At 58.5% G+C, this 22,082-nt stretch carries 13 protein-coding genes; 4 read left to right on the top strand and 9 right to left on the bottom strand.

All coding sequences use genetic code 11. The features are described 5' to 3' along the window. Positions 1-18 precede the first annotated feature (18 nt). The 3 genes from E3374_RS13670 to E3374_RS18030 all read right to left on the bottom strand — a co-directional run bounded on the left by E3374_RS13670 (position 19) and on the right by E3374_RS18030 (position 3,848). Positions 19-1,389 (bottom strand): ABC transporter substrate-binding protein, encoded by a 1,371-nt coding sequence (locus E3374_RS13670; protein ID WP_136689515.1) that lies wholly within the window; start codon positions 1,387-1,389, stop codon positions 19-21. A 200-nt stretch (positions 1,390-1,589) separates the two neighbouring features. After that, complete coding sequence (locus E3374_RS13665; protein WP_169051855.1) at positions 1,590-3,056, bottom strand: glycoside hydrolase family protein; 1,467 nt, start codon at positions 3,054-3,056, stop codon at positions 1,590-1,592. Between the two features lie 183 nt (positions 3,057-3,239). Continuing rightward, positions 3,240-3,848 (bottom strand): hypothetical protein, encoded by a 609-nt coding sequence (locus E3374_RS18030; RefSeq protein ID WP_136689513.1) that lies wholly within the window; start codon positions 3,846-3,848, stop codon positions 3,240-3,242. A gap of 78 nt (positions 3,849-3,926) precedes the next feature. Here E3374_RS18030 and E3374_RS13655 point away from each other — a divergent pair, with 78 nt between their 5' ends. Beyond that, positions 3,927-5,843: a glycoside hydrolase family 127 protein gene (locus E3374_RS13655; protein WP_136689512.1), complete on the top strand. Its 1,917-nt coding sequence runs from the start codon at positions 3,927-3,929 to the stop codon at positions 5,841-5,843. A 1,791-nt stretch (positions 5,844-7,634) separates the two neighbouring features. Beyond that, positions 7,635-9,581, top strand: coding sequence for a glycoside hydrolase family 127 protein (locus E3374_RS13650; protein ID WP_211194984.1), 1,947 nt, complete (start codon positions 7,635-7,637; stop codon positions 9,579-9,581). 16 nt (positions 9,582-9,597) lie between these two features. Here the strand turns inward: E3374_RS13650 and E3374_RS13645 are convergent, their stop codons facing one another. Continuing rightward, positions 9,598-10,413: an IclR family transcriptional regulator gene (locus tag E3374_RS13645; protein WP_136689510.1), complete on the bottom strand. Its 816-nt coding sequence runs from the start codon at positions 10,411-10,413 to the stop codon at positions 9,598-9,600. Positions 10,414-10,999: 586 nt separating this feature from the next. Here E3374_RS13645 and E3374_RS13640 point away from each other — a divergent pair. Next, entirely contained in the window at positions 11,000-12,079 is a 1,080-nt protein-coding gene (locus E3374_RS13640) for a family 43 glycosylhydrolase (protein ID WP_136689509.1), read from the top strand. A gap of 93 nt (positions 12,080-12,172) precedes the next feature. On the opposite strand, the gene E3374_RS13635 is transcribed toward E3374_RS13640, so the two are convergent. Further along, positions 12,173-14,872 carry a glycoside hydrolase family 2 protein gene (locus E3374_RS13635; protein WP_136689508.1) on the bottom strand — a complete coding sequence of 900 codons (2,700 nt, stop codon included), beginning with the start codon at positions 14,870-14,872 and terminating at the stop codon, positions 12,173-12,175. Positions 14,873-15,280: 408 nt separating this feature from the next. Between E3374_RS13635 and E3374_RS13630 the strand changes: the two genes are divergently transcribed. Next, positions 15,281-17,899: a LamG-like jellyroll fold domain-containing protein gene (locus tag E3374_RS13630; RefSeq protein WP_211194983.1), complete on the top strand. Its 2,619-nt coding sequence runs from the start codon at positions 15,281-15,283 to the stop codon at positions 17,897-17,899. Between the two features lie 22 nt (positions 17,900-17,921). On the opposite strand, the gene E3374_RS13625 is transcribed toward E3374_RS13630, so the two are convergent. Genes E3374_RS13625 through E3374_RS13610 form a run of 4 tightly spaced genes read right to left on the bottom strand, consistent with a single transcriptional unit; the run spans position 17,922 to position 21,860 of the window. Next, entirely contained in the window at positions 17,922-18,599 is a 678-nt protein-coding gene (locus tag E3374_RS13625; RefSeq protein WP_136689507.1) for a YesL family protein, read from the bottom strand. Then, positions 18,596-19,480, bottom strand: a complete 885-nt coding sequence (locus E3374_RS13620) for a carbohydrate ABC transporter permease (RefSeq protein WP_136689506.1) — start codon at positions 19,478-19,480, stop codon at positions 18,596-18,598. The genes E3374_RS13625 and E3374_RS13620 overlap by 4 nt, the downstream gene beginning before the upstream one ends. Continuing rightward, on the bottom strand, positions 19,473-20,411 hold the full coding sequence (locus E3374_RS13615) for a carbohydrate ABC transporter permease (protein ID WP_136689505.1): 939 nt from the start codon (positions 20,409-20,411) through the stop codon (positions 19,473-19,475). Before E3374_RS13615 ends, E3374_RS13620 begins: the two co-directional genes overlap by 8 nt. A gap of 36 nt (positions 20,412-20,447) precedes the next feature. Continuing rightward, positions 20,448-21,860: an extracellular solute-binding protein gene (locus E3374_RS13610; RefSeq protein ID WP_136689504.1), complete on the bottom strand. Its 1,413-nt coding sequence runs from the start codon at positions 21,858-21,860 to the stop codon at positions 20,448-20,450. Between the last annotated feature and the right edge of the window lie 222 nt (positions 21,861-22,082).

Below are 22,082 nucleotides of genomic sequence, written 5' to 3'. Positions count from 1 at the left end.
TGAATCCGCGACGTATTGTCAACCCTGCTGCAGGATGGAGTCGATCTCCGACTTCGCCTGTGACAGGGCTTCTTCCGGTGTCTGTTCGCCCAGCAACGCCCGGGCTAATGCGCCGTTGAGCGGATCCTGCATCTGGATGATTTTCGGGTGCATCGGCGGGGCGTGACCCTGTTCCATCGCCCGTGTGAACTCGTCGTAGAGGTGACTCTGCTCCTCGACGTAGTCAGTTTCGAGCCCGCTCTGTCGCGGGGGCAGGTAGCCGATGTCTTCGACTGTCGTCCGCATGCCGTCTTCGGACTGTGACCAACGAATGAACTCCTTGGCCGCTTCGAACTTCTCCGGGCTCTGTTGTTTGATCTGTTCGGGAATGACGACGGCGTTGCCCCCGAGGAAACTCGACTGGGTACCCCCTTCTGGTTTGGGGAACATCGCAGTACCCATGTTCTCCCAGACCTCCGGCGCCTGGTCTGCGATGTGTGAGATGTAGCCCGCGGAAAATGCCATCGACGTGCTCTGGTTTATGAACGGCGGCAACGTCCACGTGTCGTTGGACGTCGGGTCCGTACTCAGATCTTCCTCGTACATCGTCTTGAAGAATTTGAGGGCGTCGATCGCGGGCTGTTGATCGATCAGAGACTCCGTCATCTCCTCGTTGAACAGTTTCCCGCCACCGGCCCAGACGTGGGGCATGAAGAAGAACAGTTCCAGCCCGAGAGAGCCCGAACCCGCCAAGTTGAGCGCCAGAGGCGTGTAGTCCGTGTTCTCCTTGATCGCTCTGGACGCGTCGAGGAATTCCTGGAACGTCTCTGGCGGACTCTCTGGGTCGAGCCCGGCCTCCTCGAAGTGGGCTTTGTTGTAAACGTAGACACTACAGTCGATCCAGAATGGCAGTCCGTGGATCGTATCGTTCCACGTGGTGAAATCAGGGAACAACGGATCGAAGTAGTCGTCATGACCCATTTCGTTGTAGAGGGGCCCGAGGTCCGCCAGCGCCCCGAGCTCGACGAACCGGGGAAGGTAAATCACGTCGAGACCGACCACTTCAGGAGCATTGCCCGCGTTGATCTCCGAAATGAGCGAGCGGTATTTTTCCTCCGGCGGCTGAATACTCGCCTTCACTTCGATGTCGTCGTGGCCCTCGTTGAATGCCGGCGCGTAGGCCGCCATCGGGTCGTCACGCTCTCGAAGGGTGATCTGGATGGGGCTGGATCCGGATCCCCCTCCGTTCGCGGTTTGGGTGTCTCCGGTACCGCCTCCGTCACCGCCGGTACCTCCGTTACCGTCGCTGCTACCGTCTCCATTACCGCCACCACCCCCACAACCGGCCAGACCGATTGTTCCCGCCGCTGCGATACCCTGGAGTAATCGGCGCCGTTCAATCTCTTGCATTGCAGTTTAGGTGATTAGAGTTATAGCGTAAATAATTTTTGGTATTTGGGGCATCGTGACGGAGGAGAATGCATTCCAATATACTCATCAACCATCTATCTCTAAAGCCATGTACTTGCGCGCTGTACCGTTGTGAACCACGACACTGGTCGACCACCCGCCGGATCACTCAGTGTCCCGTTTGTAACTCCCGGTTTCGCTCACTGATCGTCGTCCGGATCCGTGCCAATCGAGATCGCATACGCATCGAGCCTGTCGTTCCACGGGATCGACACCCTCTGAATGTCCTGCGGTGCGGTGATCGTCCGTTGCCGTATAATCTCCGGTTCATCGACGACCGGGGCGTCCGGAATCCGTTCGATAGCGATTTCGGCACGCGACTCAGCGGCCAGGCGGGCCCCGAGACCACGAAGGTCGACAGTCACGGTCTCGGGTCGGCTGTTCGTTCCGAGCAGGGTGCGCGCCGTGACGGACTCCGGTTCGGTCGGACACGTGCCGGCGACCGCATCGACGCGGCTCGTCCCACTCGTCTCGACGAGGTCTCCAGTCATCGACGCGTACCGCCTGTGAACCCACCATCTTCCCGAAGGACGAAGACCATCGTCCGTGGGAGTGAGCAACCCGACGAGTCGAGGGTTCGAGCAACACTCCGTCCAGACACCCAGTGCCGCGTACTGGACGTCGGCTTTGTCGATACGAACGAGGTCCCACGCGTCGTATCCAGCGTTCAGCTGTGATCGCGGGAGATACTCGTTGATTTCGAGGGGAAGATCAAGGTCGTGTTCGTCGAGTATCTCACGGACGACCGTGGCGTCCGCGACCGGATCGTTCCATTCCTGAAGGTCGTGCCAATTGACGATGTCGGGGACCGTCCCGGTGTCGATCGTCATTTCGAGCCACTCCTCGAACCGGTTTCGCAGGTCAGGAAGCAGATGCGTATAATTCGGGCCGACGATCCGTGCACGGGGATAGAGATCACGGAGGGTTCGGACCCCGCGTCGCCATAGCTCGCGGAACCGCTCCTGTGATCGCTTCCAGAACAACTCGTAGTTCGGTTCGTTCCAGATCTCGAATTGAATTGCGTTCGGCTCCATACCCGCGTCGGTGACGTCCGAAACGATCCGCTCGAGCAGTGCGTCCCACTGGTCCCAGTTCCCCCCGTCGCCCGGCCACGGATGATCCTCATCGACGACCCTGACAGCGTCGGCGCCCCAGAGGTCGCTGATCCGGATGACGTATTCGGGATCGCCTGGAAGCGTACGTATCCGTTCGTACTGTTGTTCGACCATCCGCCAGCGTTTCTCATATCCCGTCTCACCGTCCAAGGCCCAGGCGCCGCCTTCGACCCTGGCCCCACCGCCGACGAACAGCCCGGGTTGTAAGGCCGCCAACCACTTGTCCGAGGGATCTTGTCCATCGTAGCTCAATCCGTACAGGAAACCGTTCGCGTTATGCGTGGCGGATTCTCGTGTCGCGCCGAAATCGACCACGACGTCCGCAGGCTCACTAGCAGGAGTCACGTCCGTTGTCGTAACCGACTCGCTGGTCGTATTCGATTCGGCCGTGCTGCAACCAGCAACTGTAAACCCACCAGCGCCGGCAGTGATGCCCCTGAGGAACGCTCGGCGATCGATGCCACCCGCTCCATCTACCAGCTCCTTTTTCATTAACACCTTGGAGTTTTTCTTCCAGCATATATAAATGTCGGTACCGCTACCCTCGTAGAGATCATCACTTTTGAGGACCGTATATAAACTTGAAACGTTCGGAGTCCAGCGTTCGCAAAACGCCATGCACGATCGGGTGCGGAAACGCCTCAGTCTGTCCGCGGCAATGGACGTGGATCAACTTTAGTCAGTCAACGACAATGGACTCGAATCAACTCGTGCTCGACAAAAACGTAATTCGGATCGACGACCAACAGGACTGACAGTATACCAAATCGAATCGAAATCAAACGAACCGCTACATCGGCTGAATTCGATGACAACGACCATATTGGCGGAGATAAATCTCCAACTGACGAGATCCATGACGTCGAAGACGTCTTCAGAAATCAGCGATTTCCGGTGGGCGAACGAGACGCTTCGGGCCCCGTTAGCGCCGTGTTTCTCGTCGATGGAACCCAGCATCTCTAAACTGCACTGCAACGAGTGGACCCCGATTTGCAGATTGAACGCCACGGGCATCGAAACAGCGTCGAACGTGTCTTTCGTGAGCGAAAATATCTCACTGCTTCGCTCGCAAACGGTTTCAGTCACGCCGAACCGGGCACAGACGAAAATATGGCTCCAGAACTCCCCAACATAGTGGCACTCGCTACACCGAATACGACCATCAACGGAGAACAAACCGATACGTGCCTCGAAAAGAGTGATCGGCCGATTTTGGATCAGCGGCTTCTGTCGTTCGTGAGTTACGTTCACCACAATCTTCAACCAAGTGTAAGAATTTCCCATTATATTCGTTGCGGAAATTGAGCGCTATAGTACGTTTGGATCAAAACATTTATATTTCCCCTTTTCGGAATAGGAACGATGTCTTTACAGCGACAGCCGTTGTCAATCGACTCGGTGACGATTGAGGACGGGTTCTGGCAGCGGCGCCGCGAGGTGAACCGCGAGCAGACCATCGAGTACCAATATCAGCAACTCGAGGCCGCCGGGACGCTCGATAATTTCCGCCGTGCGAGTGCGGGTGAGGAAGGCGACCACAACGGTATGTGGTTCCAGGACTCGGATGCCTACAAGTGGATCGAGGCCGCGAGTTACGTCCTCGCCGATCGCGACGACCCCGAGCTCGAAGAACGCGTCGACGAGGCTATCGAGCTGATCGCCGCCGCCCAGGAAGACGATGGGTACCTCAACACGTATTTCGCCCTGGAAGAGCCCGAGAAGCGCTGGACGAATCTCAATATGCTGCACGAGCTGTACTGTGCGGGCCACCTGATCGAGGGAGCCGTAGCCCACTATCGGGCGACCGGGAAGGAGACCTTGCTCCAGGTGGCGATCGACTTCGCCGACCACATCGACGAGATCTTTGGCGAAGAGATCGACGGCGTTCCCGGCCACCAGGAGATCGAACTCGCCCTGATGAAGCTCGCAGAAGTGACTGACGAGGACCGCTATCGCGACCTCGCGCAGTACTTCGTCGACAGGCGGGGCCACACGGATCGGTTCGTCGAGGAGTTCGAGAATATCGAGGAGATCGCGGGCTACGATCCTGACGAGGACGGCATCGCGACCGATGCGAGAGACGTGTTCTTCGAGGACGGTGAGTACGACGGACAGTACGCCCAGGCTCACGCGCCGTTGCGCGACCAGGAGACCATCGAGGGGCACGCTGTCCGTGCAGTGTACTACTACGCGGGGGCGACGGACGTCGCGGCCGCCACGGGCGACGACGAGTTGCTCGATCACCTCGACCGACTGTGGCAGAACATGACCCAAAAGCGGATGTACGTCACCGGCGGGATCGGGTCTCAACACTTCGGCGAGCGCTTCTCGGAAGATTACGACCTGCCAAACGACACCTCGTATGCCGAAACCTGCGCGGCGATCGGGAGTATCTTCTGGAGCCAGCGCATGTTCGAGGAGACAGGTGAGGCAAAGTACATCGACCTGATCGAACGCCAACTGTACAACGCGATGCTCGTTGGCGTCTCCCTGGACGGCCAACAGTTCTTTTACGACAACGTCTTAGAGACCGACGGAAACAAGAGCCGCGAGGGCTGGTTCGAGTGTGCCTGCTGTCCGCCCAACGTCGCACGGCTGCTGGCCTCCCTGGAACGGTATCTCTATACGGTCGACGAGGACGGACTCTCGATCAACCAGTACGTCGGCGGGACGGCGACGCCAACGATCGGCGAGACCGATGTGACCGTAACACAGACGACCGAAATGCCCTGGGAGGGGACCGTCGAAGTCGACGTCGACGCCGCGGAGCCAAGCCCCTTCGCCGTACGACTGCGAGTCCCCGAGTGGTGTACGGATGCCACGGTCGAAGTGAACGGCGAGCCGATCGACGTCGACGCGGACGCGGGATACGTCACGATCGAACGCAAGTGGGATAACGACCGGATCACAGCCGAATTCGAGCAGTCCGTGGAAGTACTGGAAGCCCATCCAGCGGTCGAGGACGACTTCGGACGGGTGGCGCTGCAGCGCGGGCCACTCGTCTACTGCTTAGAGGAAATCGACAACGACCGACCGCTGTACCAGTATACGGTCGCTCCGGACGACGCTTTCGATGCGACCCTTCGAGAAGACCTCTTGGAAGGCGTCGTGACACTCGAAGGGGAAGCGACGGCGCCGTCGATGGACGGGTGGGACGGGAAACTCTACCGGCCGACCGCGGAGACAGACGACGAACCGGTGACGATCTCCGCCGTCCCGTACTACGCCTGGAACAACCGCGGCCCCGGCGCGATGCGCGTCTGGCTCAACGGAGCGTGACGATCAAGACGATCACTCCATCGAGGACAATCCGATCAGAATAAATTCCCCGTGGCCATCTTCTGTTACAGACCGTGGCATTCTGGTTTTCACGTAGCGGAATTGTCTCTCAATTTTCCGCAACGGGGCTTCCCACCGGAGCCACGCGTTTACTGTGAATAAACAAAGGTGGCCAGAGTTCCTAAATGCACCAGTCCACGGCAGCGGATACCTAATGAAAAATTGGAATAATTATCGCGGAAAGATACTCGAACGGACAACGACGGGCACAATTTTCCATGGTATACTACTCGAATACGCGAGACCGGAAGTTAGCAGGTCATTCGAGCCGGATATTCGGGGGCGTTTACCCTGGTTAAACACAAGTGGCTGCGATAGCAAACAATAAACAATGTTGGAAAGCCACGGTGACAGGAAGTCAAAAGCCGTCCGACCTGCCCGAAGAACGACTCCCACTTTGTCCAGGCATGGAACGACCGGTATACTATCTCCACTTCGAGGTCCGATATTTCAATGACACTATCGAAACAACCAGTGGGTCGAAAAGGACTCGGAAAGTCACTATTGTGGACCGATCAAAAAATAACAGAAGTACAGTTGTTTGAATACTGGTCAGAGAGTCGTCCCCATCGCGTGACGCAAGGGAAAGTCAACCGTTGCAAATCGATCAGCGTGAGCAACCCGTGTCTGTCTCCAGAAGTGTACGAGTTACCTGAATCGCGTCAAATATAGCGAATCCGATAGTGTTGGAAAATCCAGGAGTTAGTTCGAAGCGATAAGTTTCGAATACATATAATAGTTTGAAAATTTAGATATGTACCCATATATACGAGATTTGGTTGTTTCTGTGGCGGGCAGATTGCTACTGCGCACTCCCTGAAACCTCGGACGTTGCAGTACAGTTTGGTAATGCGGTGTTCCATCGGCGAAAGAGCAACACTTCGAGTCTCAAGGTGGCAGTGACCACTACTAAATGTATTCGAGAAGTACGATTCTGTTACCGCCCATATCCTGTAGAACTTTTGTAGACCTCTTTTGATAGGTAAATATCATTAAACAGCCAGAAATGCGATAATCCGTTGATTCTGGATCAACGACAGCGTGGGGCGAATATGGGCATCATCGAGTTGGATGACAGCTATTCCGACCGCAACTCATCGACTTTCGCCCGTCCTGGGCCAGTATATCGGTTGCGAAGGTTACTAAAATATAATACACAATTAATTGATAACACCACAATGCGGTAATAGTAATGGATGAGAAAAAGATGAAATCCACAAATATGACGTAGTATTCAGTCCAAGCAATAGTTCGGAAGATTCTCTTGTGCCCCAAACGCTAGTCAATCTTGGAATGTCACTGTGAAACGTACGCTTCCTTCCACAGACAGTGCTAAATCGTCATACTTCACAGACAGGACAGGGCGGTTGACGTGTCAAACGCTACCGTGACACCGCTGATACTTGACGATTGTACGAAAAGGGCTCAAACCAGCGATCACTAGAAGCCGATCCCATCAGGTCGCCTGCACACGACAATAGTGATCAGTTTCCCGATGTTCTGTCGATGTCCGAAGAACCGTCTATACGACTGTATCGGAAATCCGGATCACCTAGCGATTTACACAGGGTCCTGTCCAGCACCGTCCCACGTCTCGACGAACGCTATCGCCCTCTGTTTTCGACAGTCGGCTGGTCCGCGTTCCCCGCTGGTCACAAGTATCGGTTTAGATACATCAGGAAGGCTTTATACTTGACCGGGACAATGCTACAGAGAAGTGTTCTGGAGAACATGAGTGAGCAATACCGATCGCCTGGATTTGCTAATGTGACGATCCACGATGATTTCTGGTCGCCGCGTCTACGGACGAACAATCTCGTCTCGCTGGATCATCAGTACAACCATCTCCAAGCGAACGGGAGTCTCGACAACTTTCGTCGGGTGATCGGTGAAGCCGGTGGTGACTTCGAGGGACCACCGTTCATCGACGCAAACGTGTACAAGTGGGTCGAAGCAGCCAGCTATGCGCTCGCGACCGACGATATGCCCACACTCAAAGAGAAGGTCAACAACGTGATTTCGTTGATCGAAGAAGCACAGGCGGACGACGGGTATCTGTTCACGTACTTCATGTTCGGAGAACGAACCGGGAGATGGTCGAACTTCACGATGATGCACGAGTTGTACTGTGCCGGCCACCTCATCGAAGCGGGAGTCGCCCACTATCGGGCAGTGGGCGACGACCGTTTGCTGGCGGTTGCCCGAAAATTCGCCGACCACATCCACGAGCGGTTTGGCCCGAACAGACTTGAGAAAATACCCGGCCACGAGGAGATAGAATTGGCGCTCGTGCGACTCTATCGACTGACGAACGCGGACCGATATTTGGATCTCGCCGGGTATTTCATCGATCGGCGCGGACAGGATCCCTCCCCTCTTGCAGCCGAACTCACGGATCTCGAACAGAAGCTGGAAGACGAGACGTTCACTGAAGAACAGAAAGAAAGTGGCTGGTCTGTCGTCGGATATCAGGACACGCTACGGGACGACGCCGGGCAGTACGATGGAATCTGGGCCCAAGACCACAAGCCGATCCGGGACCAACAGCGTATCGAAGGGCACGCTGTTCGGGCGGGGAACTTATACGCTGCCGTCGCAGCGTACCTACAGGAGGTCGACGACGACGAGCTGTTTGCTGCAGTTAAACGACTGTGGCGAAACATGGTTTCTCGACGAATGTATATCACTGGCGGGATCGGGTCCCAACACTTCGGCGAGCGCTTCACCGAGGACTACGATCTTCCGAACGATACGGCCTTCGCTGAAACCTGTGCTTCGGCAAGTGCGATCTTCTGGAGCCACCATATGTTCGAGTTGACTGGCGAAAGTGAATACGTAGATATCCTGGAGCGAATCCTGTACAACGGGCTGTTGTCGGGAATCTCACTCGATGGCACGCGATACTGCTACTCGAACCCACTCACGACAGACGCAGAGTATCACCGGCACAAGTGGTTTTACGTCGCATGTTGCCCGCCGAATCTGTCACGGGTGCTCGCGTCCCTTGGGAAATATATCTACGCCCTATCGGACGACGAAGTGTTCGTCAATCTCTACGTCGGAAGTACCGTGGAAACGACGCTCTCGGGCCGTTCGATTACCCTCGAACAGAGTACCGAGTATCCGTGGGACGGGGATATAGAGATCCGGCTGTCCATGGAAGGATCGGCGAAGTTCACGCTCAATCTTCGGATTCCGGAATGGACCGAGAGCGAAGCGATCGAAATCAACGACGAATCCGTAGCTATCGAGTCTGAAAACGGGTACGCAAAGATCGAGCGAACGTGGAACGATGGTGATCAGATCGATCTGTCACTTGCGGTCGAACCCGACGTGGTCGTCGCACACCCAGAAGTCGGGAGTGACGAGGCACACGCAGCATTGCGTCGGGGCCCACTCGTGTACTGTCTCGAAGGCATCGATAATCCATACCCGGTCCATCATCTCATACTTTCGAATCCCGACTCGATCAGCGCCCGCTACACCGAATCGATGCTGGATGGAATGACCGTGATCGAAGGGGATGGGAGCGTCCAAAACCTCGAAGAGTGGCAAGACCAGCTGTATCGATCGCTGGATTCGGTCGAAACGTCTTCCGTCGAGTTTACCGCGATACCGTACTATGCTCGAAATAACCGCACTCAGACACGGATGATTGTCTGGATGAGACTCGCCTGAACGTCCATTCGAACGATCACGTTTCGACCTCCGGCGGGATCTGTCCGACGTCTAACTTACGCTCGATGATGGCTGCCGTGCGAATGACTTGCTGACAGATGTCTTCCTGATAGTCACCGCTAATGCGTTTAGACGGTCCCGTAATGGCAACGACTGCGCTCGGTTCGTCATCTTCGAGAACAGGAGCAGCGACGGTCTTGTGCTCGATCTCCGTCAGATGGGACTCCGAACGCGGCCCCGATTGATCAGGCTCCGCGATCGAGGGTCCATCCCCCCTTTGATCCTTCGAGAGTACGAATCCGCTCGTCCTGGCTCGTTGGAGTTCCTCCGGTAACTTCACGTCTGATGCAGCCGAAACCTCTGATGATCGAGTCTGGTCTGTTCGAGTTCCGGATCCGTCGCCACCTGACCGAAAGGCCAGTATCACTTTCCCGACCGAATGCTCCTCGATGGGTATTCTCGAACCGACTGTGACGGACAGCGTCGTCTTCTCTCCCTTCGCATAATCGACGATCGTAATCATGTCGTTCTCGGGGACGGCGAGGTACACTAGCTCGCCGGTCTCGTTGGCAAGACTGTTTATCTCTTTGTACCCATGTCGGTAGACCGGCTGTTGATGTTTGATCCGTTCGCCGATGGTCAGTAACTTGAGCGAGAGCTGATATTTCGAATCGGATTTGAATACGAGTCCCTTCTCCTGCATCGTCTGGAGGTGCGTGTACACGGTACTCTTGTGGTATGGGGTTTCTTCCGCCAGTTCCGTCACACCGGCTTGTCCCTTCTCGAGGAGGAGTTCGAGAATACGAAACAGTTTCTCGTCTGATTTGAGCATAGTTTTTTCTCCTAGTGAGTATCTACTGATTCACGTGTTCATTAAACTCTGTCGGCGGACGATACGTAGTAGTGTCGTCCTAGTCGGCTGTATTCGATGACTACGATCGCATTGACTGAGATATTCCTGCAGGCACTCCGCGAGAAAGACGATGTCAAAAAACCTCCAGAATTAGGGGATCCCGGTGTGCGAACGGAACGCTTCGCGTCCCGTTACCGCCGTGTTTCTGGCCGATGGTGTGACTCGCCTCCAAACGTCAGGACAACGATCATGACTCCGATTGCAGGTTGGACACAGCCCATCGGATCAGCGCCGAACGCATCGGTCATGAGGTGAAACGGCATACCTCTTCGTTTCCAAATAGTTTCAGTTGCGCCGAATCGGACACATCCAAAACTTACCTCACAGTTTTCAAACAATATAGTACTCACTAAACACGACTCGACAGTAAGGACAACAGAGCCGCGCACCGACATGACGAAGTCCGGTGGAAACCACCAGACGTGATCGATATAGCGACCGTCTTCGTTCGTATCGCCGCGATAAAACCAGTAGCATTAATACACCATCAATACCGGTAGCGCATATGCCGGACGACGTATCGATAACGCGTCGAGAGTTACTCGAATCCGCCGGGGCTATCGGGACAATCTCGATCGCAGGCTGTGGCGAAGGCGCTGACAGTACGGACCACACCCGGACGGAGCCGGGTCAGTATCGGAACCCGGTCTACGAACCACTGTTCCCGGATCCGACCGTTATCAGGGACGACGACGGTGTCTTCTGGGCGTACGGCTCCCACATGGACAAGGACGACGACAAAGACGAACTCCTGGTCCCGATCCTGCGGTCGACTGATCTCGTCGAGTGGACCTACGAGGGCGAGGCGTTCGAGTCGATGCCCGATTGGAAGGACAACTCCTCACTGTGGGCCCCGAACATCACCATCCAGAACGGGGAGTACTGCCTCTACTATTCGTACTCCGTGTGGGGGAGCGACCAGAACCCGGGTATCGGACTGGCGACCGCAGAGAACCCGGACGGGCCATTCGAGGACCAGGGGCCGGTGTTCCGCGAAGAAGACCTCGGGATGACCAACTGCATCGACCCGTTCTACCACGTCGTCGACGATACCCCCTACATGGTGTGGGGGAGTTGGTTCGGGATCCACGGGGTCGAGATGACCGAAGACGGCCGTGACTACGTCGAAGGGACGACGTTCCCCCTCGCGGGGGAGCACCGAGAAGGACCGTTGCTCATCGAACGCGACGGGTATTACTACCTGTTTTACGCGACAGGACTGTGCTGTGAGGGTCTCGACAGCACGTATCAGGTCGAAGTCGGACGGTCGGAATCGTTCACTGGGCCGTACCTCAACCAGAACGGAACGGATCTGCGGACGCTGAACGATCACAACAGCGGCGTGGCGATCCTCGAAGGAAACGACCGCTTCGTCGGACCCGGCCACGGCACCGCAATCCAGGACGACGACGGTACCTGGTGGTTCCTGTATCACGCCTACGACACCGAGGATGGGGGATTTGTAGACGGAACGTGGCGACGGACACTCATGATCGACCCGATCACATGGGACGAGAACGGGTGGCCGATCATCGGCGACGGTACCCCGAGTGAAAGCGGACCACGCCCAGTCGTCGATCGGTAAGTCGAGAAGAGAAGTGTAGTGGTACAGGACAACTGCACCAACTCGTTTGCTGGGGTACTGGAGGGGATAAATGACCGGGACGGCGGTTTCTACCTATAGCTCACGGACGAGACGGTCGAGGAGCGTAGTGGCGGTCGGATGACTCCCATACGTGTCAGTTACTCTGAAGGTACAACTACATAGGCGACCGTCGCCGTAGTTGCGGACGACCAGCGGGCTGCCCCAGTTGGCGATCCAGCCCTCGACAGACCCGACGTGGACCGTGTCCGTCGATGCGTCGGGATCGGCGAGATCGTACGGGAAGATATCTTCGAACGCCCAGCCGACGCGGGCGTCGAGACAGAGGTCAGCCAGGAGCTCGCTGTCCTGATAGAGTAACGACGCCACGAGGTTCCAGCTCTCGCCGGCCGGGAGATTGCGATACTCGAACGTATCGTTCGAGTGCATGCGTCCGTCTTCGTCAGGGACGACGATCGCTGTCCCGCCCGCCTCGACGAACGCCGAGACGTCGTCGGTCACTTCGGTGACGAGAGCGATGTCGGCGTCGTCGACGCTCCCGACGACAGTGTGTCCGTTCTCCGCGAGCGCTTCGGCAAGGTCGCCAGATGTGTACACCGCCCGATCACCGGTCGATTCAGGAGCGACGACCACGACCGGCTCCTCGACCGAGACGCGCCGATCGCCATTCTCGAACGACACCTCGATAGAACGCGGGCCTGTGTCGGCATCGGCCGGCGCTTCGACCGCGGTTATCGCCTCGAAGCTGGTCGTGCCGAACCCGTCGACAGACACCGACCGTTCTCCTTCGTCGAGCACCTCCCCGGTCTCACTCCCGTCGTCGACGCTTCTCCAGTGGAGTTGCCCCTCGATCGGATCGCCGGTGTCGTTGACCACGTGGACATCGATCGAAGCCCGTTCGCCCGGCCCAACGACTCGACTCTCCGGTTCGACCACGACCAGCAGGTCGTCGTTGACCCTGGCGAACTCGTCGGTGAAAGACTTGGCGTCCCTGAGATAGTCGAGGATCCCGTTGAATTCCCACTCGATGTCGGAAAACTCCGTGACGACGTAGCCGGCAACCGAATCGCGGATGCGCATCTGCTCGATGACGCCCTTCAATGACACCGCCTCACGGCGCTGCCACGTTTCGGCCAGATCGTCGTAGCCGTCGAAGACCGACGGGAGGTCCGTCCCTTCGTAGCGTTCGTCCACGCCCGCTGGTCGCTTGAGGCCGTCGATGAAATCGTGGTCGAACCACGACGGGTCTCCACCGTAGTGTTCACGCAGTTTCGGCAGGTCGGGCAACCCCCACGTCCCGAACTCCGAGATCAGGATCGGCGCCTCCGAGGCCGAGGTGTTTTCGACCGCGTAGTTGTCGCCGGGATCGTCGATGATCTCGTCGATCCCCTGCTCCCAGGCCGCGTGGCGGTCTGGGCTGACGTAGTACTCGTGGTAGTCGTTGAGGTCCGTCGCGACGTGGGCCCACCCCGAGTTGTCACAGATCAGGCGCGTCGGGTCCCACTCTTTGGCCTCGTGGTACAGCTCAGTCAGGTACGTCTGCTTCTCCTCGTCGTTCCACAGGCGGCCGTCGTGATCGGAGTAGTCCTCTTGATCGAGTCCGATACCCCATTCCTCGTTGTAGAGGCTCCAGGCGACCACGCTCGGACTGTTGAAGTCGCGGTCTATCAGCCCCTGCAGCTGTTCGCGAACCTCACGCTTCGAGCGCTCGGTGTAAATGGTCGGGTTCGCCGGCTCCTGCCAGACGAGGATGCCCAGGCGGTCTGCCGCCTCGACGAAGTCGGGATGGGCCGGCTTGATATGCTTACGAAGCATATTGAACCCGAGGTCCTTCGCCATCTGGATCTCCCGCTCGAAGAGATCATCGTCGAAAGGCCGATAGAGGGTATCCGGGTAGTAGGCCTGATCGAGCGCGCCACGGAGGTACAGTGGCTCGCCATTGAGGTAGAGGCGTTCGTCGTCGGTGCTGACGCTACGCATCCCGAAGTAATCCTCGTACCGATCCAGAACTGAATCGTCCGCCAGAAGCTCAACCACCACGTCGTACAGTTCCGGCTGATCCGGCGTCCAATAGTCCGCGTCGGGGATCGACAGTGTCACTGTCCCGTCCCCACTCGCGACGTCACAGGTCTTCGCTGCAACGTCGCGACCGTCCTTCCTGACGGTCACTTCGGCGTCGAGGTCGCCAGCAGGTTGACCGCCCCCAGCAACCGTCACATCGACTGTAACCGTATCGTCGGAGAGATCCGGCGTCGCTTTCACGTCATCGACGAACGTCTCGGGGCGGGTCTGCAGTGTGACCGATTGCCAGATCCCACTGACTCGAGTATACCAGGGGTCACCCTGCTTGCCGTGGGGGATCTCCGAGAGGTCTTCCGGATCCGTGACCCGAACGGCGACGACGGTCTCGCCGGACGAGAGGGCCTCCGTCACTTCGACCTCGAACGGCAGATATCCTTCGCGGTTCGAGCCGACTTCCCGGCCGTCGACGTAGACTGTCGCCTCGTAGTCGACGGCACCGAACCGGAGGAACGCGCGTTCGTTGAAGCCGTCGACGTCGACGGTGGTTCGATACCACGCTGTCCCAGTATAGTCACGATACCGGTCGTCTTCCTGCCAGGCGTGGGGAACGGTCACTTCGTGGGCGTCCCCGGGCCAGGTGACGTCCGGATCCGCGAGATCGGGCGTTCCCGCATCATCCTCAGGATCGGCCAAGAACTGCCACGTCCCGTCGAGCGATACCGAGTCCCGCAACTGGTCAGCTGACTCGTCCATGATTTCGTATTCCGGAGCAGGGATTAAAATACTATCGCCGGACATCGTCCGGTACTGCCATCGTCGCGACAAGAGGCGCTACCAGTTCGATCGATACTCGAATCAACGAACCCAGGGCACCGATACCTTTATCGTCGCAGACGCCGCCCCCACGCATCATGTGGAATGGTAGCTATGCGTCTGACTGGGTTCGGAAGCACCTACTCGTCGTTCTAACGGCCGTCATCCGTGCTGCATCCGGGTGGCCTGGACAGCCCACGGGAGAGCCCCGGAGTTTGCTCGGGCCAGTTCCGACGAAACACGGGACCCATTCGGAGCAGGTGGGCAGGGGGACTAGACACCGTTCCGAGGACGACCCGATGACGAAACGCTGGACGCTTTCGGGGCGAACCCTGCCCGGCGATACCGATGCGTGAGGACAGCAATGGGCCCGACGATGTATCGGAAGACGGAGCGGTCGATACAGACGGCTCAGGGAAGCGCCCCACCCGTCGAGATCTCCTGAAACTCGGCGCCAGCGGCGTGATCACGGGAATGGCCGGCTGTGCGCTTGTGGAGACAGATCGGCGGGTGGGCGAACCGACGCCGGCTCGGTCGCCGGAGACGGCGTCCGACAGGGCCACCGAGTTCGAACCACAGACGCCGCGGCTGAAGACGCCCTGGTCCGACGACATCGACCCGACGAACCCCCATCCCGAGTACCCGCGGCCACAACTGACCCGGGAGCGCTGGCGGTCGTTGAACGGCGTCTGGGGGTTCCGGGCCGCCGAAGAGGGAGAACGCCCACCCGTCGGAGAGAAACTCGACGAGAGTGTCCTCGTCCCGTTCCCGATCGAGTCCCCGCTCTCCGGCGTCGGACGGAGCGAACCCCACATGTGGTATCGACGGACGTTCACGGTGCCGTCGTCGTGGGACGAACGCGTCCTGTTGCATTTCGAGGCGGTCGACTTCGCGACGACCGTCCACGTGAACGGACAGGCGGTTGGCCAACACGAAGGCGGATACGATAGCTTCGCCCTCGACATCACCGACGCGCTCGACGAGGACGGAGACCAAGAACTCGTCGTCGGCGTGTTCGATCCAACCGATGACGGACAACAGCCCCTCGGAAAACAGCGTCACGACCCGGGCGGGATCTACTACACGTCCTGTTCCGGGATCTGGGAGCCTGTGTGGCTCGAACCCGTTCCCGACCCGCACGTCGGCAGGCTCGACCTGACTCCGGACCTCGCGGCCGAGACGCTCCGACTGACGGTCGAGCAGGTTGGTGACGCAGGAACCACCGTCCGTGCGCGGGCGTTCGACGACGGGAGTGAGGTCGGAACCGTCACCGGTGACCCGGGCGAGGAACTCGCGCTTCCGGTCCCCGACCCGCACCACTGGAGTCCCGACGATCCGTTCCTGTACGACCTCGAAGTCGAACTCCTCGTCGAGGACGACCCAGTCGACGCCGTCGGCAGCTACTTCGGCATGCGTTCGGTGGGGATGAAGACGGTCAAGGGGGCGCCGCGACTCACACTCAACGGCGAGGTGGTCTTCCATATGGGGACACTCGACCAGGGGTATTGGCCGGATGGCATCTACACAGCGCCGACTGACGAAGCGCTCCGGTTCGACCTGGAGGCCCACGTCGATCTGGGATTCAACGCCGTTCGCAAACACGTGAAGGTCGAGCCCCGTCGATGGTACTACTGGGCCGACCGGCTCGGACTCCTCGTCTGGCAGGACATGCCGTCCTCGGCGGTCCGCGGCGAACCACCGCAGGAGCCCGCGCGCGAGCAGTTCGAGACGGAACTCGATCGCATGATCGACGGACTCGACAATCATCCCTCGGTCGTGCTGTGGGTCGCGTTCAACGAAGGCTGGGGGGCATTCGACGTCCCGCGGATCGTCGAATCGATCCAGAAAGCAGACCCCACTCGCCCTGTCGACGCACAGAGCGGCATCGAGGTCTGTCGGGACACCGACCGGATCTGTGGGCCGAGGTCGGCCGGGGACGTCGTCGATCGCCATATCTATCCAGGACCGGGCCCGGTGGTTCCGACTGACGACCAGACCGCGGTCCTCGGGGAGTACGGAGGCGTGGGGCTCCCGATCGACGGCCATCTCTGGAACCCCGACGAGGAGTACTCCTACGCATCGGCCGCAAACGGGGAAGAACTCACCGACAGCTACGTCGACAGGCTCGACCAGGTTCGGGCGTACACGCAGGGTTGTGGCGGCCTCGCCGCGGCGTTTTACACGCAACTGACCGACGTCGAGCGGGAGATAAACGGACTGTTCACCTACGACCGACAGGTCAGAAAAGTCGATGCCGAGCGGGTCCGGGCGGCCCACGACGAACTGTTCACGGCGGCCAACAACGTCGACATCGACGAGCGAAACGCGACCCCGACAGCCGATGGCGACCTCACTGGCGTCGGCTACTGGCCGCTTGACGAGGGCGAGGGGACGGTTGCGACCGACGAGGCTGGCGACAACGACGCCCGGTTCCGCGATCTTCTCGGCGAACCACCCCGCTGGACCGACGGCCGTATCGGCGGTGCCGTCGTGTTCGACGGAAACCGTGACACCCTCGATACCGGCACGACAATCGTCGACACGGAGAGACCGTTCAGCGTCGCCGCCTGGGTACGACCCGCGGAACTCGGAACCGACAGGACGGCGGTCAGCCAGGACGGAACCGGCGAGAGCGCGTTCTCCCTCGGCTACCGCGAAGATGCGGGACGGTTCGCGTTTTCAGTGTCCGGAACCGCCGTCGTCGACGGACCGCCCGTCGAGACGGGCCAGTGGTACCACCTTGCCGGCACCGTCGTCAATTGTCGGGCCCGATTGTTCGTCGACGGGGAAGCGGTCGGATCGGCCCGCATGAGGGCGACTCCCGTGTCGGACGGGCCGCTCATCATCGGTCGCGGACAGGAAGGCAGCCGCTTGGTCGACCACTGGGCAGGCGCGATCGACGAGGTCCACGTGTACAACCGTCCACTGTCGAACGACGAAATCCGACAGCTGGCCGACGAAGCATGAAATCGCGCTCCGTTCCCATTGATCACTCGCGGTCGGGTTCCGAATAGCTGGCCGACGACGGTCTCGATTCGTCCGCAGGCACAGGCTCGGGCTCCGGCGTGAACAGGGGTTCGAGCAGTTGCGTGTGGAACCAGGCGATCAATGCCGGAAATACAAGCACGAACGCGACAGTGAGGACGAGCGAGACGACCAACAATACCCCGGTAACCACCAGCGTCGCAAGGGCAGCGTAGGGCTGCGTGACCGTCCAGTGGTAACTCGTCTTGACGGCGTCGGACAAAGGCGTCGCTTGGACGAGAGCAACGAAGGTCGGGATAAACACCAGCACGAGGTGTATCGTCACGTAGAGGCCGCCGACTCCGAGAAGCGCGGCGGGGGTCCCCTCCGTCCGGACGTACCGGGCAAGGTAAACGAAACTCGTCACCGCCATGATCACGACGACGCCGCCGAGCAGGGTAGCGTTGACGAAGTGACGTCGAACCGTCTTGAGGATCGTACCGATGTCGAGTTCGCCCTGCTCGCGGATAGACCAGACCGCTGCGTAGAGTCCGATAGTTGCGGGACCTATCGTGACAAGCGGCAGCGACGCGACGAACCACGCGAGACTGAGGACGGCGACGGCGACAGCGTTGTGGTAGACGAACGCGAACGACGGCCACAACGCATCTTCGACCGAGTCGAAATCGACGCTGGCGCTCATTCCGTGACGCCCTGCAGTTCCACGGCTCGTACGAGATACCGCTGGAGGATGAGGAACACGATGAGCAGCGGCAGAGCCGCAATCACGGCCGACGCGAGGGTACGACCTGGCCGGTAGATCTGTGCGTTCTGGAGCGAGACCAGGCCGATCGGGAGCGTGTAGGCCTGGTTGCTCTGGAGCACGATGAGTGGCCACAGGAACGCGTTCCAGTTGTAGACGAACATGAACAGCGCGAGCGCGGTCATGATCGGTTTGGACAGTGGCAGGATGATTCGAGAGTAAATCTGGAAGTTGGAGAACCCGTCTAGACGTGCCGCTTCCTCGTATTCTTCCGGGATGTCCTTGAAGAACTGATAGAGCATGAACACCCCGAGCGGGTTCGCGACTGCAGGGAGGATGACTCCCCACGGACTGCTGACGAGATTCAGATCGGAGACGATGGTGAACAGCGGCACGATGTTCAGATAATACGGGACCATGAAGCTCGCGACGATGATACTGAGGAGGATCCCTCTGCCCGGCCAGTCGAGCCGGGACAGTGAGTACGCGATCATCGAGTCTGCGATGAGTATCAGCACCGTAGCCACACCTGCGATGGCGAACGTATTGATGGTCCAGTCGACGATCAACGAGTTCTCTAACAGCCACTGGTAGTGCTCGAAGGTGATCTCCGGCGGGATCCAGTATGGCTGGGCCTCCATCGCCAACGAACGCGGCTGGAAGGAGGCCGTAAACATATACACGTATGGCGCCATGAACAGGATTGCCACTCCATAGAGGAAGGCGTGAACGCCGACACTCTCGATATCGAGGTTCGCCAGGTACTCGTTGATCCTGGTTGTGAGGTCACGCTCGGTGTCGAGAGCGGTTTCTTCACTCATTGGAGTCACCTCCGATGACGTAGTAGTTCACCAGTGAGACGCCCACGAGGACGGCGAACAAGACGTACCCGATCGCCGCGGCGTACCCGTAGCTGTGCTGATTGAATGCTACCTGGTAGAGGTAGTATACGATCGTCCGGGTCGAGTTTGCAGGACCTCCCTGCGTCATGATATACGGCTGACCGAACACCTGGAACTGATAGATGAACTGAATGATGACGACGAACAGGATGGCGTTTCGCATCTGTGGGAGCGTGATGTCCTTGAATGCCCGCCAAGAACTGGCACCGTCGAGTCGAGCGGCCTCGTAGAGACGCTCAGGCACGCCCTGTCGGGATGCGAGAAGAATAATGAAGTTGAATCCGAGGAGCCACCAGACAGTCGTCACAGCCAGTGACGGCATCGCCAATCCGGTCGAAGTCAACCACTCGGGCATGAGTCCGATAAACCCGAGGTAGTAGTTGAGTGGACCGAAGTTCGTGCCCAATAGTTCCATCCAGACGAATGCCACGACAGCGATGGTCAGCACATATGGACTGAAAAATATCGTCCGTAGCAAGCGTTTCCCTCTGACCTCACGGTAAACACCCAGCGCGAGGAACAGGCTCAGGACCACTATTGTCGGGACGGTGAGTACCACGAAATAGAAAGTATTCCACAGCGAACTCCACAGCGCAGGATCGCTCATGAGTTCGACGTAGTTCTGGAGGCCGATCCACTCCGACTCACTCGGGAACAGCGGATCCCAGTTGTGGAAGCTCATCCAGAGCCCCAGGAAAAGCGGCCACAGGAGAAATACCGAAAACGCCGCCAGATATGGGATCGTCCAGGAAATACCCGCGATAGTCTCCCGACTGATCGGGCCGATCGATTGGGCTCGGCCGCTATCCGATGATTTCGTGATTGATCCCAAACGGTTTCTTATAGACATAATGACTATAATATTGTAAGTTCTCTTGTGACCGGCTCAGTCCATCAGGCTGATGATGTTCTGCTGTGCCGACTCGATGGCTGCCTGGGGTTCCTGGTTGTGCGCCCAGACGTCGACGAGCCAGTCCCACCAATTAGCGCTGTTGGGGTCACCAGACGGCGGTCGGGGGTGGAAGAAGTACCACTCGTCTTGGGCCATCTCGTAGTACTTTTTCAGCGTTTTATCGTAGAACGACGCCTGCTCGAGCGCACCGCTGTCGTAGTACGACTGGGCCGCAGGGAGGTGCCCTGCCTCGTATCCCCACTCGGGGTTCTGGGTAGTGAGCCATTTCATCGCGTCGACCGTGAGTTGTGCCCGGTCTTCACTGCGGTCCGGGTTACGGGGCATCATAACCGTGTGGCCGTCTGCCCAGGTCGCGTTCTGTTCGTGACCGGGGGCGATCTGCGGTTTGAAGAAGCCCCAGTTGAAGTCATCGAGTTCTCTCATCACGTTGACGTACCACGTCCCGTTGGGGACCATCCCGAGGTTTCCGTTCTGGAACCGCTGATTGCCCCAGTTTTCCTCACTGGTTGCGGGAGCCCAGCCCCAGTCTCCGGTCATGTCATAGAGGAGTTGGGTCATCTGCTGACCGACCTCGTTATTGAACGTCGGTGCGCTGTACCCCTCCTCCCAAAGCTGGCCGCCAGCCTGTTTGACTAAACTACTCCACGTCCGGTACGAGCCGGCCCCGTCGATGTACGGGGTGGGAACGAAAGCGTCGTTGTCCGTCTCTGCGACGATGGCGTCGCCTGCCGCCTTGAACTCCTCGTAGTTGCTCGGCGGGCTCTCCGGATCGAGACCGGCTTGCTCGAAGATGTCCTTGTTGTAGTAGACGCCGATCGGGTGGTAGTCCAGCGGAAGCGCGTTGATCGATCCATCGATGGTGACGAAGTTCTCGTACGTGTCCAGGTACTCGTCCGTCAACGAGAAGTCCATGTAGTCGCCGAGCGACGTGAGAACGTTGTCATACGCACGGAGATACGACCCATGCATGATGGCAAAGTCCGGACCCTCACCGCCGACCAACGACGTATACAGGGTGTCGTAATACTGATCCCACGGCAGACGCTGGCGATGAATAGCGACTTCCTCGCCCAGCGGCCGCTCCTCGTTGAACTTATCGATCATCGAGGACATCACGACACCGTCACCACCACCGAACAACGTCCAGTAGGTCAGCACCGTATCGGCTTCGGGAGTCGGCTCAGTCGTCGTTCCGGCTTCGGTAGTGGCGGCCCCCCCATCGGATCCGCCATCACCGCCGGAACCGTCACTGCCGTCACCACCGCCGCCACCGTCGCCACCGTCGCCGCCACTACTACAGCCAGCCAGGCCGATGGCACCTGTCAGACCGACTGTCTTGATTAAATTCCGTCGACGCTTGCTGATACGATTGTCGTCTGGCGACATACGGTGGTATTTAGAACCACGATATATAAACTTATTGCCAATATAATTACACGAAGGGGAGAACGACCACAATACATAAAAATATTAATAATATGATTACACGAAGTGGGAAGAAAGATCTCTCGTGCAAGGAGGAGCGTGGCGTAGCGGAACACCAGTTGATGATGCCAACCACGGACCCCCTATCGTGTACAGCGGGACTCGACGAGCTCGAATCACGGT

Source organism: Halorhabdus amylolytica, from assembly GCF_004944975.1.
In the GTDB taxonomy this organism is placed as follows: domain Archaea; phylum Halobacteriota; class Halobacteria; order Halobacteriales; family Haloarculaceae; genus Halorhabdus; species Halorhabdus amylolytica.
The sequence above is the reverse complement of the archived record's forward strand: the minus strand, read 5'-3'. Positions and strand labels throughout refer to the sequence as shown.

What these genes read in the sequence shown, in the direction of transcription:
- E3374_RS13640 (WP_136689509.1), top strand. Translation starts at nt 11,000, where the DNA reads ATGCCGGACGACGTATCGATAACGCGTCGAGAGTTACTCGAATCCGCC.
- E3374_RS13670 (WP_136689515.1), bottom strand. Translation starts at nt 1,389, where the DNA reads ATGCAAGAGATTGAACGGCGCCGATTACTCCAGGGTATCGCAGCGGCG.
- E3374_RS13615 (WP_136689505.1), bottom strand. Translation starts at nt 20,411, where the DNA reads ATGTCTATAAGAAACCGTTTGGGATCAATCACGAAATCATCGGATAGC.
- E3374_RS13645 (WP_136689510.1), bottom strand. Translation starts at nt 10,413, where the DNA reads ATGCTCAAATCAGACGAGAAACTGTTTCGTATTCTCGAACTCCTCCTC.
- E3374_RS18030 (WP_136689513.1), bottom strand. Translation starts at nt 3,848, where the DNA reads ATGGGAAATTCTTACACTTGGTTGAAGATTGTGGTGAACGTAACTCAC.
- E3374_RS13630 (WP_211194983.1), top strand. Translation starts at nt 15,281, where the DNA reads ATGCGTGAGGACAGCAATGGGCCCGACGATGTATCGGAAGACGGAGCG.
- E3374_RS13655 (WP_136689512.1), top strand. Translation starts at nt 3,927, where the DNA reads ATGTCTTTACAGCGACAGCCGTTGTCAATCGACTCGGTGACGATTGAG.
- E3374_RS13620 (WP_136689506.1), bottom strand. Translation starts at nt 19,480, where the DNA reads ATGAGTGAAGAAACCGCTCTCGACACCGAGCGTGACCTCACAACCAGG.
- E3374_RS13665 (WP_169051855.1), bottom strand. Translation starts at nt 3,056, where the DNA reads ATGAAAAAGGAGCTGGTAGATGGAGCGGGTGGCATCGATCGCCGAGCG.
- E3374_RS13650 (WP_211194984.1), top strand. Translation starts at nt 7,635, where the DNA reads ATGAGTGAGCAATACCGATCGCCTGGATTTGCTAATGTGACGATCCAC.
- E3374_RS13610 (WP_136689504.1), bottom strand. Translation starts at nt 21,860, where the DNA reads ATGTCGCCAGACGACAATCGTATCAGCAAGCGTCGACGGAATTTAATC.
- E3374_RS13625 (WP_136689507.1), bottom strand. Translation starts at nt 18,599, where the DNA reads ATGAGCGCCAGCGTCGATTTCGACTCGGTCGAAGATGCGTTGTGGCCG.
- E3374_RS13635 (WP_136689508.1), bottom strand. Translation starts at nt 14,872, where the DNA reads ATGGACGAGTCAGCTGACCAGTTGCGGGACTCGGTATCGCTCGACGGG.